The organism is Gluconobacter sp. Dm-62, from assembly GCF_018256155.1.
Classification (GTDB): Bacteria; Pseudomonadota; Alphaproteobacteria; order Acetobacterales; family Acetobacteraceae; genus Gluconobacter.
Window position 1 is genome coordinate 1 of sequence record NZ_JAERLY010000012.1, and the last position, 15627, is coordinate 15627.

General features: G+C 52.9%; 12 protein-coding genes and 5 pseudogenes. 6 read left to right on the top strand and 11 right to left on the bottom strand.

The features are described 5' to 3' along the window. Positions 1-184: 184 nt before the first annotated feature. The 3 genes and pseudogenes from JK202_RS16565 to JK202_RS11485 form a co-directional block, all read left to right on the top strand. Positions 185-318: pseudogene (locus tag JK202_RS16565) on the top strand (IS5/IS1182 family transposase); the annotation flags it as partial. A 297-nt stretch (positions 319-615) separates the two neighbouring features. After that, a complete protein-coding gene (locus JK202_RS11480; RefSeq protein ID WP_349291863.1) occupies positions 616-2187 on the top strand; it encodes a Hint domain-containing protein in 1572 nt (523 codons plus the stop codon). Positions 2188-2338: 151 nt separating this feature from the next. Further along, positions 2339-3437, top strand: a pseudogene (locus JK202_RS11485) (IS5 family transposase). On the opposite strand, the gene JK202_RS11490 reads toward JK202_RS11485, so the two are convergent. From JK202_RS11490 to JK202_RS11500, 3 genes and pseudogenes are all read right to left on the bottom strand, one after another. After that, positions 3397-3966 carry a helix-turn-helix transcriptional regulator gene (locus tag JK202_RS11490; protein WP_249199991.1) on the bottom strand — a complete coding sequence of 190 codons (570 nt, stop codon included), beginning with the start codon at positions 3964-3966 and terminating at the stop codon, positions 3397-3399. The pseudogene JK202_RS11485 and the gene JK202_RS11490 sit on opposite strands and share 41 nt — an antisense overlap. Before the next feature lie 89 nt (positions 3967-4055). Next, positions 4056-5921, bottom strand: a complete 1866-nt coding sequence (locus tag JK202_RS11495) for a Hint domain-containing protein (protein ID WP_211561205.1) — start codon at positions 5919-5921, stop codon at positions 4056-4058. A 246-nt stretch (positions 5922-6167) separates the two neighbouring features. Continuing rightward, positions 6168-6674 (bottom strand): annotated as a pseudogene (locus JK202_RS11500) (IS5 family transposase); the annotation flags it as partial. A 369-nt stretch (positions 6675-7043) separates the two neighbouring features. Here JK202_RS11500 and JK202_RS11505 point away from each other — a divergent pair. Beyond that, positions 7044-7349, top strand: a pseudogene (locus tag JK202_RS11505) (transposase); the annotation flags it as partial. 59 nt (positions 7350-7408) lie between these two features. Here JK202_RS11505 and JK202_RS11510 read toward each other — a convergent pair. From JK202_RS11510 to repC, 6 genes and pseudogenes are all read right to left on the bottom strand, one after another. Next, positions 7409-8341 (bottom strand): annotated as a pseudogene (locus JK202_RS11510) (IS5 family transposase). A gap of 214 nt (positions 8342-8555) precedes the next feature. Beyond that, complete coding sequence (gene vapC, locus JK202_RS11515; protein ID WP_211561206.1) at positions 8556-8960, bottom strand: tRNA(fMet)-specific endonuclease VapC; 405 nt, start codon at positions 8958-8960, stop codon at positions 8556-8558. After that, positions 8960-9184: a type II toxin-antitoxin system VapB family antitoxin gene (vapB, locus tag JK202_RS11520; RefSeq protein WP_211561208.1), complete on the bottom strand. Its 225-nt coding sequence runs from the start codon at positions 9182-9184 to the stop codon at positions 8960-8962. Before vapB ends, vapC begins: the two co-directional genes overlap by 1 nt. Before the next feature lie 104 nt (positions 9185-9288). Next, positions 9289-10722: a DUF6880 family protein gene (locus tag JK202_RS11525; protein WP_211561210.1), complete on the bottom strand. Its 1434-nt coding sequence runs from the start codon at positions 10720-10722 to the stop codon at positions 9289-9291. Positions 10723-11227: 505 nt separating this feature from the next. Beyond that, complete coding sequence (locus JK202_RS11530; protein ID WP_211561212.1) at positions 11228-11512, bottom strand: DUF2312 domain-containing protein; 285 nt, start codon at positions 11510-11512, stop codon at positions 11228-11230. A 52-nt stretch (positions 11513-11564) separates the two neighbouring features. Further along, positions 11565-12809, bottom strand: coding sequence for a plasmid replication protein RepC (gene repC / locus JK202_RS11535; protein ID WP_211561214.1), 1245 nt, complete (start codon positions 12807-12809; stop codon positions 11565-11567). A gap of 552 nt (positions 12810-13361) precedes the next feature. Between repC and JK202_RS11540 the strand changes: the two genes are divergently transcribed. Together JK202_RS11540 and JK202_RS11545 are read left to right on the top strand one after the other, a co-directional pair. Beyond that, the gene (locus JK202_RS11540; protein ID WP_211561216.1) at positions 13362-13685 is read left to right on the top strand and encodes a hypothetical protein; all 324 of its coding nucleotides are present in this window, start codon (positions 13362-13364) and stop codon (positions 13683-13685) included. Positions 13686-13753: 68 nt separating this feature from the next. After that, positions 13754-14053, top strand: coding sequence for a hypothetical protein (locus JK202_RS11545; protein ID WP_211561218.1), 300 nt, complete (start codon positions 13754-13756; stop codon positions 14051-14053). 33 nt (positions 14054-14086) lie between these two features. On the opposite strand, the gene JK202_RS11550 is transcribed toward JK202_RS11545, so the two are convergent. Continuing rightward, entirely contained in the window at positions 14087-14614 is a 528-nt protein-coding gene (locus JK202_RS11550) for a hypothetical protein (protein ID WP_211561220.1), read from the bottom strand. After that, positions 14611-15624, bottom strand: a complete 1014-nt coding sequence (locus JK202_RS11555; protein ID WP_211561224.1) for a thiol:disulfide interchange protein — start codon at positions 15622-15624, stop codon at positions 14611-14613. The genes JK202_RS11550 and JK202_RS11555 overlap by 4 nt, the downstream gene beginning before the upstream one ends. Positions 15625-15627: the final 3 nt, after the last annotated feature.

Below are 15627 nucleotides of genomic sequence, written 5' to 3' on the forward strand. Positions count from 1 at the left end.
CGCCATTCCCTCACTCAAAACCGGACGAATGGAATCATAGAGCTGCTTTCAAAACCAGGGGTTTTTCGAACCCTCCAGGTCGTCGCACTCCCCAATACCATCCAATCCATCGGACTCAGAAAATGGGCTCATATCGGTCAAAGGAAATAGCCGTTGGTATGACATTTCCGGGGGGGCACGTCACGATCAGAAATCGCACACGGGGCTGTTGTCCGGACTGTAGGTATCAGCCGGGCTACCATGAGGATCGGCCTGGCCAATATCGTCTATAATATGCGCCACTTCCTCTTCCTCGAAAGGTTGAGCACGAGCGCGTAGTCATTCAGCGGGGTACAGTCCTCAATCTGCTCAAAACGCAGATTGAATTCTACCCAAAGAACCATCAGTCAAATCGCCAAAAGCCTGAAATTACTGGCCAAGCACACCAACCAACGGTTCTTCGATCCCTCTAGATATTTTTGGTTAAAAAATATTAATTTTTGACTATATTGAAATGTTCTTTGTATTCAAACAAAAGCTGCGCTCCGAAAAATTTTATGAGCGTATCAAATGTCATCTGTAACTCAAGATTGGTCTTCCATTCCACAAACAGGTGGAACAATCGGAACCTCTGGTGTGACCACCATTATTACGGGTTCACCATCTGGTGCCATTAATGGCGCCACATTCGATGGCGATGTAGTGTTAGATAATAATGGAAACGTTACCTTCCAGACCGTATCTATGAATGACAACTCGTCTATTACAGTTTCAACAGGAACATCTCTTGCACTTAATCAAAGTACATTGATGTCCGGAACTATCAATATGGATGGTGGATCTCTATCCAATACAAACGCATCTAATGACAGCGGTCCATTAACCATAAATTTTGGAGCCACTACAGCAACAAAGACAAATACAGTAGAATTAAATGCTTATGGCCTAAGTGACGTTACATTTACAAATGTTTCTCCGGGAGATAACATTACATTTTTCAATTCTTATGGAAACATCAAACTTGTTGATTCTAGCAATGGCATTATAACCGTTGAGGATCAGTCGGGGAAAACACTTACCACCCTGCATACAGCTAAAAAATCAGATGGTAGCTATTATAATTCATCTGATTTTTCATCTTCAGCTGACGGACAGAATGCAGTTCTTGTCTGCTTTCTTTCAGGCTCTCTAATCAATACGCCGTATGGCACGAAGGCAGTTGAAGAACTCAACATTGATGACGAGATTATTGCGTATGTTGACGGCGTTACCATACCCCGTCGCGTGACCTGGGCTGGTCAGGCACACTGCAACGTTCGTTCCCATCTTCCTGATGACGAGGCAGGTTACCCGGTCCGTATCCTCAAGGACGCGATTTCAGACGGCGTTCCGTTCAAGGACATGCTGATCACGGCGGAGCACTGCCTGTTCTTCGATGGAAAGTTTGTTCCGGCCCGTATGCTTGTGAACGGCCGATCGATCTTTTTCGATAAATCCATCACATCCTACGACTACTACCACCTCGAAACCGAAGATCACTCGGTCATCATGGCTGATGGCATGCTCACCGAGAGCTATCTCGATACCGGAAACCGCCACGCCTTCACCCAGAAGGGGAACGTCGTTTCTATCGGTGGAAGCCGTAATCTGACGTGGGATGATGCTGCTGCCCCCCTTGGTGTCAATCGCGAATTTGTCGAGCCCCTGTCCTGTCGGATTGAAGCCCGAGCAAGCGCTGCCGGGATTGCACAGAAAGATGCAGCTCCAGAACTAACCGAGGATGCCAACCTCCATCTCATCACCGACACAGGCGCGTTCGTCCGCCCTGCCCGTGAGCATAATGGGCACGTCATTTTCATGATCCCGACAGGAGTGCAGTCTGTCCGGATCGCCTCTCATGCCAGCCGCCCCAGTGATGTCATCGGCCCGTTCGTCGATGACCGTCGCTATTTCGGCGTTGCTGTCGGCGAGATCACGATGTTCGAGGCGGGCAAAAGCCATGCCATTACAGCCCATCTGACCGATACCGAACTGAATGGCTGGAACACTCTGGAATGGGAAGACACGCGCTGGACCTCAGGTAATGGCTTGCTGCCACTCGGTGAGCGCCATCCCAACAGCGTTGCCCTGCTGACTATCCAGATCAAAAAGACAGGACCTTACCTGCTCAGTGATACGATCTCGGAAACATCCGCACTGCGAGCCTGACACAACAATCCCCGCCGCATTACAATGCGGCGGGGATCACTAGGGATCATACCCATAATCAGAGCAGCGACGTGGAGGGTTCGAAAAACCCCTGGTTTTGAAAGCAGCTCTATGATTCCATTCGTCCGGTTTTGAGTGAGGGAATGGCGTTATGAAGCAGTCTGGTTTCTTTAATGTTGAAGAGCGGCTTGCCGGGTTGAGCGGGCTTGGTGATCAGCTCGAAGCGTTTTCCCGGACTGTGGTTCCGCCCTGATCTGGAAAAGGCTCTGGCCTATTCAGATGCGAGTAAAGCCGGACGACCGCCATTTGATCCGGCGCTGATGTTCAGGATCCTGGTGATCCAGACGCTTAACAATTTGTCTGATGAGCGGACGGAATATCTGATCAACGATCGCCTCTCCTTTATGCGTTTCCTTGGGCTGGGACTTTCAGATCGGGTGCCGGATGCCAAAACGGTCTGGCTGTTTCGCGAGCGTCTGACCCAGGCGGGTGCGATCGATGGGCTGTTCAACCGCTTTGATGCGACCCTGCGCAACGCCGGGTATTTGCCGATGTCAGGCCAGATCCTGGATGCCACACTGGTAGCGGCTCCAAAACAGTGGAACACCAACGCAGAGAAAGCCGATCTTCGTGAAGGACGTATTCCTGAAGACTGGCAGGACAAGCCGTCCAAGCTGTCGCACAAGGATCGTCATGCGCGCTGGACGCTAAAGTTCACCAAAGCGAAGCGGCAGGATGATGGAACCATGCCATCCAGTGATCTCGCCATCCCGTTCTTTGGCTATAAATCGCATGTTTCCATCGATCGGAAATACCGGTTCATCCGGAAATGGAAGACGACGGACGCCGCCACCAGTGATGGTGCGCGATTGAGAGAGGGGCTGCTGGATAAAACCAATACGGCCTCAACGGTCTGGGCGGATACGGCCTACCGTTCAAAAGCCAATGAAGACTTCATGGAAAAGCAGGGCTTTGTCTCAAAGGTTCATCGCAAAAAACCGCATCTCAAGCCCATGCCCCGCCATATCCAGCGGTCCAATGCAGGGAAATCAGTGATCCGCTCGCGCGTCGAGCANCATTCAGCGGGGTACAGCCCCAACCTGCTCAAAACGCAGATCAAACGCGACCTAAAGAACCGTCAATCAAATCGCCACAAGTCAGAAATTACCAGCCAAGCACATCAATCAACGGCTCTTCGATCCCTCCACCTCAAGCTCTCGTTCGTCTTTCGGCATATTTTTGGACATTGAGTTTCTGCTCTGTTGACAGGCGTCTGTAAAGATCGATGAGGTCTCGCTCGTCGGATGACAGTTCCATAATGGCGGTCAGCTCCACCATTCCTCCGAGAAACAGCTCCACGGGCACCTGGAAAAGTTTTGCAAGCTTCGGCAGGTGCTTGTTGGCACTGCTGGTGCGGCCCGTTTCCAGGGCCGCAATTGCCGAACGGCTGAGGCCTACGGATTTCGCAAGATCGGCCTGACTCATGCCTTGAGCTCTACGGAGGGTAGCGACCTTTTTAGCCAACTCGATGGCCGGTGCAGCTTTGGCGTCAGTCTGTCCCGTGAGGGTTGCCCCGATCTCGCGGATCCAACGCCGAAACAGAGATTGACTGACGACGTACTCCTCAGTTCTGCGTGACGTGGCATCGTTATGAGATATTGGAGGAATGAGGGCGTAAGCAATCATTCCTTCTGGCAGATCCACGATCCTGCGTTTGGGCATTTGGTCATTGTCCGGCGCCCATACCTGCCCGGGCTGTAAAAGAGTACGTATTGCCATGGAGCCTCAGATAAAAGAAAACCCCGGGCCTGAAAAGGACGCAGGGTTTTCTAACTTATATCAGTCTGACTCTGAAGATGACCTGGATGTCAGCCTGCCTTTACGGACTGGATGCCGACGCAATCAGAAGCGAGATAAGGACCGGCCTTTTTGATCTGGATGGCGAGAAGAGCGACGCTATTGGGGTGACGCTCGCCGAGTGGTAGCAGGGCATTGCCTGAGGTCCAGCGCGTGTCTTCCCATTCAAGAGTGTTCCAGCCATCAAGTTCCTTCTCGCTCAGATGGACTGTGACGGCATGGTTCTGCCCAGCCTCGAACATGGTGATGTCACCGACCGCGATACCGAAATAACGGCGATCGTCGACGAATGGTCCAATGACATCGCTGGGGCGGCTGGCGTTGGAGGCGATCCGCACAGACTTTACGCTTGTCGGAAGCATGAAGACGACGCTGCCATTATGTTCGCGCGCCTGGCGGATCACGGCACCTGTGTCGGTAACGAGATGAAGATTGACGTCATCGGTCAGTTCGAGCGCGCTTTCTTTCTGTGCGATGCCCGCTGCCTCCGCACGAGCTTCGGCCTGGCGGAACAGAGGCTCTGCGAATTCACGGCTGACCCCAAGCGGTGCCGCTGCATCGTCCCAGGTCAGATTGCGGGATGGCGTAAAGGCTACGACGCTGCCTTCCTGGCGAAAGGTGTGGCGGTTGCCGGTGTCGAGATAGCTTTCGGTCAACATGCCATCTGCGGTGATGACAGAATGCTGCTCGGTCTCGACATGATAGTAATCATAGGAAGTGATGGACTTGTCGTAGAAAATCGAACGGCCGTTGACGAGCATGCGGGCTGGGATAAACTTCCCGTCGAAGAATAGGCTGTGCTCCGCCGTAATCAACATGTCCTTGTAGGGAACACCATCAGAGATCGCATCTTTCAGAATGCGGATCGGATAGCCAGACATATCGTCAGGTGCACCGTAACGCACGTTGACGTGAGTCTTGCCTACCCACACAACCGGACGGACAATATCCTGACCATTCTTCCAGTCGAATGCTGTGATCTCATCGCCAATGTTGACGTGTTCAACCGCAACATCACCACCAGGCGTACTGATCATGCTACCAGAAAGGAAACAAACGCCAACATACGTATTTCCGTTACTATAAGTAATTTTTAGCGGGGAATTCGCGTCGGAAATATTATAAGGCCCATCCGTCAGCGTTACACCGCTTGCAAGATTGGCCGTATATTGGCCAACTTCATTGCCACTTGTATCCAAAAGTGTTATTGTTCGGGAAGTACCTGTTCCAGAAATATTATATCCACTCACAGGAGCCGTGGTATCCTGAAATTCTATTGTATCCTGATTCGGATTATAATTGTTTATTGTTGTCGATGAGAGGTTGATGATAGCTCCACCAGCATTTACGACTAGGGTTCCTCCACCTGTACCGAAAGTGATTTTACTATCGTTCAGCGCACTTATAAGGCCGTAGCCCGCAGAAAATGTGCCACCATTTGTCAGATTAATCGTTGATCCGCTGAGCGCACTCGCGATTGTTCCTGTGCTCAGCGTCGCCGTCCCACCGTCCACATTAAGCGTACTTCCACTGAGGACAGAGGCTAGGATACTGATATTGGCGGTCCCACCAATATAAAATGTATTATCAGTTAATGTAACAAGACTGGCAGCAATAGTAATGCTTCCGCTTGCCCCAGGAACCACAATAAAAGTCTGACCAAATAGAGCGCTGGCGATACTAAGATTAAAATTATTTCCAGGCGTTAAGATGTTTCCATCCGAAACCCCAGAAACTGTTTCTGTGGTTCCATCTGAGTTTGTGATCTTTACATCGGAGTTTCCAGTCGGAATATCGTCCTTACCGGTGAAAATATCATATGAATAATTTTCTGTTACTGTATATACTGGGCCAGGTGAGGTTCCGTAATTAGTCATATTCTTATTCCGATCGCTCGTGACATGCCATTCGACATACCGATGATTTCTGACCTTAGTAGGATTAACCACCCATGAAAAATAGTCCATAAAAATAAAACATTTATCGCTAAAAAATGATCACGAAATCCATGCCTGAATGATGCACGTTACCGACCAGTTGGAGGCCCGTGATTTACGCGCCCGCGCCACCTCCGAAAAACCCTCTGGTTTTAGAGCCCTTTTGGAAATTCAGGGATGAGCATTTCAGCGTAGCATGAGGCTTCCCATGGCGATGTGAATCATGGCCTCTGCCACGTCGATACGCTGTTCGTAGTCCTTCACAAGTCGGCGCCAGCGGATCATCCAGCCGAATGTCCGTTCAACGACCCAGCGTCGCGGCAGGATTTCAAACCCTTTTGCGGTGTCTGAGCGCCGGATGATCTCGACCGTGAAATTGAGAAAGGCGGCTTTATCCATCAGCTGAAGGCGGTCATAAGTTCCGTCCGCGAAGAGATGTCTCACCCACGGCCAGCGTTTGCGGATGGCATCCAAGATCATCTGCCCTCCCGCGCTATCTGAAATATCGGCTGACGTCAGCCTGACCAGAAGCAGTCGGCCATCTGTATCAACCGCAATATGGCGCTTACGACCAACGATCTTCTTGCCTGCGTCATAACCACGGGTCCTGGCATGAAGATCCTTGATGCTCTGGCTGTCGATGACACCACCGGATGGGCTGGCTTCGCGTCCTGCTGCTTCACGATCCAGGACTGACTATACGAAAGTGCATTTTACGTACGCCAGAAACAAACAAATAGCGAACGATGCTACTGGTAGATAGGATATAGTTTTCTATCGGTTTCGATTTGAGGAAATGGGAGATCCCACGTTCGGCCCCTATCCAAAAACCCAATCTTTAAAAATTCTCTGCAAGTCGCGCCCACTTGCACCCTCCATCGCTCGTTCGAAGTCGATGCTTGTGGCTGTCCCACCAGCATGAGCACGGGTGTAGCTGCGCAGGCCAGCCCAGAAGACCGTGTCGCCAAGTGTGGTGCGCAGATGGAGGGTTCGAAAAACCCTCTGGTTTTGAGTCTGTCTCTGTGATTCCATTTCTCTTGCATTGATTGGGGATGATGGAAGATGAAGCAGCCGGGTTTCTTTGATGTTGAAGAGCGGTTGGCCCGGTTGAGCGGGCTTGGCGATCAGCTCGAAGCGTTTTCCCGGACTGTGGATTTTGAAGTGTTCCGCCCTGATCTGGAGAAGGCACTGGCGTATTCCGACGGAAGCAAAGGCGGGCGACCGCCATTTGATCCGGTACTGATGTTCAAGATCCTGGTGATCCAGACACTGAAGAGTTTGTCTGATGAGCGGACGGAATATCTGATCAACGATCGCCTGTCGTTCGTACGCTTCCTTGGCCTGGGGCTTTCAGATCGTGTTCCTGATGGGCTCTGTTGCACAATTCCTGCTGTTGACGTGACGAGGTCATATAGAGGCATTTTTGGTTATGCGATGGCTTGAGTGATGGGTGTTCCGAGTGCTGTGAAGCGATTGAGGATGGCGACGCGGACATAAACTTCGGTGAGTTGACGGTCAAAGTTCCGCGCCGTCAGGCGCTGTCCCAGAAGCTTGATGCAGTGCATTTTTGTCTCGACGCGGCTTCGTCAATGATATCCGCTCCATTGTCTCCAGTTGGCCCGCCCGAGATGCTCGCAGGCCTGCAGAGTTTCATTTCGGGCAATGGCTCCTGCTGATGTGGGGCGCCATGGCTTTGCGTTTTTTCGTGGAGGTATGACAGCCTGTGCACCACGACTGGCGATGGTTTCATAAGATTGCCTCGTGTCATACACGCCATCAGCCGTGACACTGGCAATGTCTTCATCTTCAGGGATCTGCTCAAGAAGCATGGGCAGGACCGGAGCATCACCGACAGTGTTTCTTGTCATGTCTACGGCTCTGATTTCCATTGATCCTTCGTTGATCCCGATATGAAGTTTACGCCAGATCCGACGCTTCGAACCGCCATGTTTGCGGGTGTGCCATTCACCTTCTCCCTCGACCTTGATCCCGGTGCTGTCGATCAAAAGATGAAGTGGGCCGTTCGAACCACGATAGGGGATATCGACCGTCAGGCTTTCCTGTCTGCGGCTCAGCGTACTGAACTCTGGAACAGACCACGGCAGTCCCGCCAGGTGTAGGAGATTTTCAACAAAACCCGTCGTCTGCCGTAGTGCAAAACCGAACAGGACTTTCAGCGTCAGGCAGGTCTGTATCGCAGCATCGCTATAACTCTGCCGCCGTCCCTGACGCCCCGTCGCCAGGCCCTCCCAAAGCATGGATGGGTCAAACCACACCGTCAGAGAGCCACGCTTTTTCAGCGCCGCATTATAGGAAGACCAGTTCGTCGTGCGGTAGCGCGTGGGGGTCACTTCACTCATCCCCTCAGATAATAAACTCAAGGCAAAACTGAAATCCCCGCACGCCATTTATGCAACAAAGCCGAGTCAGGCTCTAAAATTGCTTGATTGTGAGTTCCTCTCGGTAATTTTTTTCTCGCTTCTGATCGGAGGAATGTGGCCACGAAAGTGAGTGCAGCGAAAGTCCGCTTTCGACCATCTCTCCCCAGCACCCGACATTCCGCCTTCCCCCCCCCTAATCTGCCGTCCAATCTTCAGATCGCAGTCCATTTACACGCGTAAATTCTCGTAGGTTTCCGGTCACGACGACAAGCCCTCTGCTTCGCGCATGCCCAGCAATCATCAAATCGTATGGACCGATGACACAGCCACGCGTTTCCAGGTCTGCCCTGATTTCCGCTGTATGGACGGCGGCATCATCATCAAATGGCAAAACAGACAGACGCGCGGCAAAATGCTCAACATCACGCCGGGTCTTGAGCGAATTTTGAGACTTTTCAGCTCCATACAGAAGCTCGTAGAGGACGACGTCCGAGATGCAGAGCGCCTCGGCGTTATCATTGAAACGTTCGCGCAGACCTTGTGGACGATCACGCAGGACGCGAATACAAAAGTTTGTATCCAAAAGATAACGAAGCATCAGAAGCTTTCACGCTCCTGCATTCCGGGCTGATTGCGCTCAGGCAATGGAATGCCCGAAGCGGCGAAAAAATCGTCCCATGCCGCATTTGCCGGGGCGATGATGCGGCGCGGACCATCCGGGATGATCACGACGTCTTTTAGAGCGCCATCAAACGCCACTGCTTTGGGAAGGCGCACGGCCTGGGAGCGATTGGACAGAAAAAGCGTCGTGCGGGTGAGCATGGTAACCTCCATGAGGGATATGTTGGAAGTATATCCACACGTTTGTTGGATGGCAATAAAGTTCGAGCACCATACAAGCCCACCCATTTTTCGAAAAAATACTCTTACGGATCGGCGACCAATGACCAGAACGCCTGTTTGCGCTTATGTGCAGCCTTCAGCCGTGTCCAGAACGCGTCATGAGATTCTATACCTGCTACCATGCTCAACATGGGGGCCAGAAGCTGACAGGACGCAAGATCCTTTGCGGCATAGGCGTAGTAACGGGAAAGCCCCCGGTCTAGAACGGCCTCAATCAGCAAGCGGTAAAGTAGGGTTGCCTCATGAGGATAAGCTTCCGACAGACGTTCCGCTGCCGGACGTAGCGTTTCGTAGTCCCGTCCATCTAGTGCCTCCGCATGCTTTCGCACGAAACGCGCCGCTTCGTTGAGCACGGGCCATCCCAGGAGAATGGAGAGAGCAACGGTCCTGTTCGAGAAATTCCGGATGTGATCAAGCGCCGCCTCTTCGGCGTCAATTGCATCGTAATCGCTGAGATGGCGCTGATATGCTTTCCAATGCGACAGGCTGAGCGTTTCCCGAAAGACCGTCCAGCGCAGAGACTGTGCTGCTGTGCGATCCCCCACAGCCTCGCATGCCTCAATCCGCAGGTCGTCATGTCCTCTTCGAAAGCCGGGCGTCTCGTTCGTCTCACGATCGAGCCATGCGATTGCCTCATGATGCCGGCCTTTGTCCATGAGGCGCCGTGCGATATTGCCGATATAGCCAGACTGGCGGTCACTCAAATTGGTCGCTTCAATATACGCATCGACGTCACCCATAACATCAGCCAGATCCAGAAGGTGACCGATCGTCTGCCTACGCGCGATGTCGGTATGATAATCTCTCTTCCCCTTTGAGGCAGGAAGATCGCGCAGTCGCACCAGAAGCGCGTTTCGGAGCATGGCCGAGCCTGTTTCGCCTAATGATGCACCGGAGGAGGCAAGAAGATGATCACAAGTGCCATACCCGTCATGATCAAGCAGCGTGAGAATATCCGTAACAACGTTGGCCGGATCCCGGTTGGCCTGCCGCCCCCAGAGGGCTCCGAGATCAGAGGCGGCCTCCCGGAAGATATCCGACAAATATCCGGAGCTGTCGTCAGAGCGCTCATAGACGGATGGAGCAATCTCCACGAGCAGTCGCATGGCTGAAATAGCCTGCCGAACATCAACAGTAGAGAGGTCGTTCAGAATGGATTGCCGCAAGGTATCGAGTTCAGTTCCCAGAGGGCGGACCCGCTCCCAGGGGAGGAAGCTCGTGGAACGCTGGATTGTTCGCAGCCTTTTTTCAATCTCCTTGCCGAGTTTATCCTTTGCGTGAACTGCCGTCAGCGCCATTCGGAGCCTACGAGACAGTGAGGCGTCCTGCTCTGCGAGTTCGACAAGCAGGTCCGCCAGTCGATCAGCACCGAGCGCTTGCAAATTTGCCTTCGTGACGGTTGTGCTGACTTTCACGGGCGCACGGGATTTAGGCTTCTCAGAAGAATTTCGAGTCATTGAAACAGGTTATGATTGACCTTCAAGAGACGCAATCATCTGGCACGGCTTTCCAAACTCCTGAACCATGAGTGGGTCATGACAAGGATCGACGGACAAGCCTAAAGAGCGGAAGGCCTCCGTCGATCATTCAGGAGCCGGTTGGACATGGTGCTCAACTCACTAACCAAAAGGGCCAGAAAACTGTCCTCTGCGGAAGAACGCATTAAACACTCTTGAGAAGGTTGGCTGGCAACCATCCTCAGATGACAAGGAAAGCAACAGTAATGTTGACGAGCGTACCGCAGAAAATCATCATAAGAAGTCGCTCAACCGCCGCAGACGACAGGCCTGATGAGGATGGGCAAGACTGTAGATATTTCAGCCGCACATACCCAGCCAAGATCAAAGTGATCCCAATAATCCCGGACACCATGGCCACACTGTAGGACAATGCTGCTATTGCTGGCGTAGAAATCTGGTCTCTCCTTCTTGGTGTGTCCGCAATAGACACACCACCAGTAAGTCACATTCCCAGAGCACGGCGATAGATGTCCAAAAGGGTTTCCTGTTCCTCGACCTGGGCAGGCTCCATCTTCCGCAGCTTCACGATCTGTTTGATGGTCTTGACGTCAAACCCGGCCGACTTGGCTTCGCTGAAGATGTCCTTGATATCTCCGGCCAGAGCCTTTCGTTCTTCTTCCAGGCGTTCAACCCGCTCAATGATGGATCTCAGGCGATCCGCTGCAATTCCTCCGGTCTGAACGGTGGTCTCAGCAGATGCTGTGTCTTGTTCTTCATGTGCCAACATACAGTTCTCTTTTCACTCGCCCAATCTGCCAGCTCAGTCTGCGACTGAGGCGTCAATGGTAAGTCCGATCAGTCGAAAGGTCCGACGCAAGCCCATAGAGGGTCCGGTCCAGAGCAAGTGTTCCGTCAAGGTGACGTTCGATCATGGTCCGAAGCAGGCCACCAGCCGACCGCACTTTCCCTTTTCGGGACTTCGCGGAAATCACGCAGACGGCGACGGCTGCTTCGTATCGGCCCATAACGCTACACGCCTGACGCCAGGCATGAGCCGAAATTCCCAGAGACCCTGTCAGCATCTCGACGGCTTCGATCAGCTCGGCCTCGTGTGGGCGACTACTGGCGCAAAGATCTCGCAAATCAGGAACAAGCTGGAGAAGGAAATTCGGCCCAGCCTTGAAGCCCCGAAGCGGTGAGGCCTTGGAACGGGAGGCACTGTCAGAGCCAACTACTTCGTCTTCGATGCTAATGCCGGCGTAGCCGGCTCCGCTTACAGTAACTTTAGTTATAGTATTTGTGCTTGTATCAGTATTGTGGGGTTCATCCGTGCGCCCCATGAGGTCCATTTCCACAGGATCAGCCCCTGCAATCATGGCCTCCAGACGTTCGACCAAACTCTCCATCTGCTCAACCAGCGGCGACAGGATATCCAGATCGTGGTCATTGCCACGCAATGACAGGAGCTGATGCCCGTTCTGTTGGATGCTCATGACCGTCGGCTTGTCAGCGGTCGTCTCCAAGGCCGTAGCACAAAGGGCCGTAATGCGGCGGCCTAAGGCCATCGCGCGCTTGTGCAGCCGTTTTCCTTCGCGTTGCCGCTCTCTGAAGGCCTCGACGCGTTGGAGCATTTCAGCATAGCGCCGAGACAGCGGCGACAGATCGAACCCGTACCCTTCAAGGATCGCACCATTGCGGCCCTCGCGTCGCAACCAGCGCTGCTGGTTCGGACTATCGCGCATGATGATCCAGCCTAATTCGCTGAGGCCACGTAGCCAGCGCTTGACCGTGGATCTCTCGATCCCAAAGCGCTCGCAGATGTCGCGATTGCGTACAGAACAGATGGTAAGATTGTCATCTTCCCAATCCACCGGCTTGGTGCGGCTGATCAGAAAGCCCAGCAGATCGGACTGGCGCGGCTGAAGGCCAAGCGCCCGGGGCTCCGTATGTAACGCGCTGAGGATCTGAGCCTTGGTGGCACCGCTGCGGGGCAGGGCCTCACACTGCATTTCAGCCAGAATCATGGCCGGAGTGATGCGTCTCACCCCAGCCTGATGGGGGTCATGCGAAAGAGAATAGGTCATGGAAAACTTCTCAGGATTTCGGGATTTCCGAAGCCCTGCTCTCCAACCCTTCAAACAAGCCCTCCCGTTTGCAAGAAACTCTTGCATTCGAAGCTGAAATGTAGGATTGAAAATTCAGCGATATCAATTTCAATCCAGTTCAATCGGTTTGGCGACCGATGGGACTACGTTCTTAGGGCCTCGCGAAAGCGGGGCCTTAAACGTATCTGGGCCCTGGCTAACTCACTCAAATAATTCCTTCTTCAAGCCCAAAAGGCGATTTGCCTTTACGCTTTCCCTGTAGCCGGAAAGAAAGGTCCTGATTCAAAATCTCTCTGGCGCTCAGAGAACACCACAAGGATCTGCGACTTTGATCTGTAACATGAGTCCGTTCCACTCTCGCAATGGTCGGAAGAGAACAAAAGCGGACTTTCCTAATTTTTTTTTCATAATTCGTTAATGAATCCTTTTTTCTTTGTTTATGACCGTGCTACGAGCCAGAAAGAAAATTGAGGTTAACGTGCGAATTCCCCCGCTACTTCTCATATAATTGTGCAGTTCAAAAGGTGTCAGATGGGTTCGAAAGTTCCTTCAGATAATATTGATAAAATTTATTTCGATTATAATTCACAAGAAACTCTGAATGAATTCCATATATTACTGATTCTTATTAAAAGAATCTCCGAAAAACTTGCCAAGTCTTTTGCGGTTACGCCTTCTGAAGTACAAAAGATTTATCTCTGTTTCAGAGAAGCTCAACGCCTTGCCAGCCAAATTGAGAGAATGACGTTCACGAATATTGAGAGCGAAAATATGAAACGAGAGTGCCTAAACTGTTTTGCTATTCTCGAAGCGGGTCTGTGCCTCGAAGAAGATGCCAGCTCCCTGCCCGACTAGAAGAAAGATATTTCCTTAAGTCGCAAAGACCTGCGCAATTCTCTGATCTCCCTTCAGGAGATCTAGATATGATTATGCGTCTTTTGCCGTTTACAGCCCTCTTCGTTTTGACCGCCTGTTCAGGCAACGTCACAGCCGATCATGGTCACGGCCCGAAACCGCCCCCGCTCAAACACGCTCGCTACGAGCCGGGCGTCGCCTATGGGTCAGCCAGAGCCGTCTGGGCGCCCCCCGTCTATGATCGGCAAGGTCATATCGTAAAGGTGCAAGATCCTCGCAATTCTGGAGGCCGTGAAGACTACGAGCACGCGGCCTGGGCCGTTGGTGTCCCCAACAACAATTCCACGCACCCACCCGGAACTTTCTAAGAGAAAAGCGGCCCTTTAGGGCCGCTTCCGGTTTCAGGGCCATCGAGGGAAAAGGGTGTCGGCCTCTCTGATATAGGCCAGTATCCCGGCCTTCCTCCGCTGACGAAACTGCCAGTTCATCCACCCATTCTGCAGAATATAGAGCCCCAGAGCGAACCAGAACGGCATCATCTCGATCGCAGTCACAAGCGTCTGGCTCCGCCACGACCCGCTGAGACCGACAATGATCCACGCAGCGAGAAGGCAAGCCCCGATGAGAGCTGCGGCCCAGGCGCGCTGATACGTTCTGGCCTGCTGGTTCTGGAGATAGATCTCTACCGCGGCCGGACTGACGTCATACACGTCAGCCGTCGCAACAATGTCGATGCGACCCGATTCATCAACCTGAAACCCGTCGTCCGCTTCAGGTTTTCTCCGGACGATGCCCCATAGTGTCCGAACCAGACTGTAGCCGTCATGAATACTCGTGGCCCCGACTGCGACAGATGGAGAGCCTACAACGAAACGGGCTGCCCGGCCTGTTTTGGCGAGAACCCCTTTCTTTTCGTTCGCCCCACTCACTGGCTGACATCCATCAGGAACTTGTTCAGGTCGGGAGGCACCCCGTCGAGACGCCCCAGAGAGCCATCATGATGCTTCCAGAAAAAGGTCGGCGTGCCTGTCAACGATACCGCTTTGGCGGCTGCCATGTTTGCATCAAGTCGGGACTGCGCTTCAGGAGACGGTTGATCCAGCACATTCGAGAGTCCGCCAGACGTCCAGGCTTGAACCATACTCGCATCCGCTGGCAGCGACGTCATGGCCTTGGCGTAACGCGTACTTGCGCCGCCATCCTCATAATCCAGGAGCGAAAGCGGCACGATCCTTAGACGTAACTTGCCGCTATCAACGGCGGGCTGAAGGAGTTGCATGGCCCGGATCGAGAACGTGCAGCGCGGATCAATGAACATGATTACTTCCGGCGCGCCTTTCTGGCCGATCACACCAGCATAGATCTGCTCGGACAGCGAACCGGCTGAGGCCTTTCCACCTCCTGGGACGTCAATCCGAACCGTGGGGACTGCCCCGGGGATATAGCGGATCTGCTGCCTTGTGACGTTTTTGCCTGCGGTATCCCATATTGTGCCCGCAATCGCGGCCTGACCGTCTGGCGTCGCATAGACAACCTGGAAACGGTCGCCATTGCGCACGAACATGCCTCTGGTGCCGCGCCAGACCTCAAGATCTGTCGCCCGCTTGCCCATCAGCTCGTGAAGGCGATCATAGGGGACGGGAATGAGTGTTCCGCCAATGATGAAGCTGTGATTTTCAGGCGTGAAGAATACCAGAAGCTGGTTATCGCCATGAGCAACACCTGTCTGTAGGCCGTGCTGTGGCTCTGCCCACAGGATCTCGCTGCCTGCCTGTACTAACCGCTGGATCGCGTCAGTCGGCTGAGGCCCGAGCGAAGCGGTTTTTTGAGGTGCTGATGTTTTGGCAGGCGAGGAAGAAACGGCGCATTGGGTCTGCGCCATTGCCGGTGCTGCCAGGAACAGCGATGCGGCGAGATAAAGAGAGGTACGAGAACGCATAAT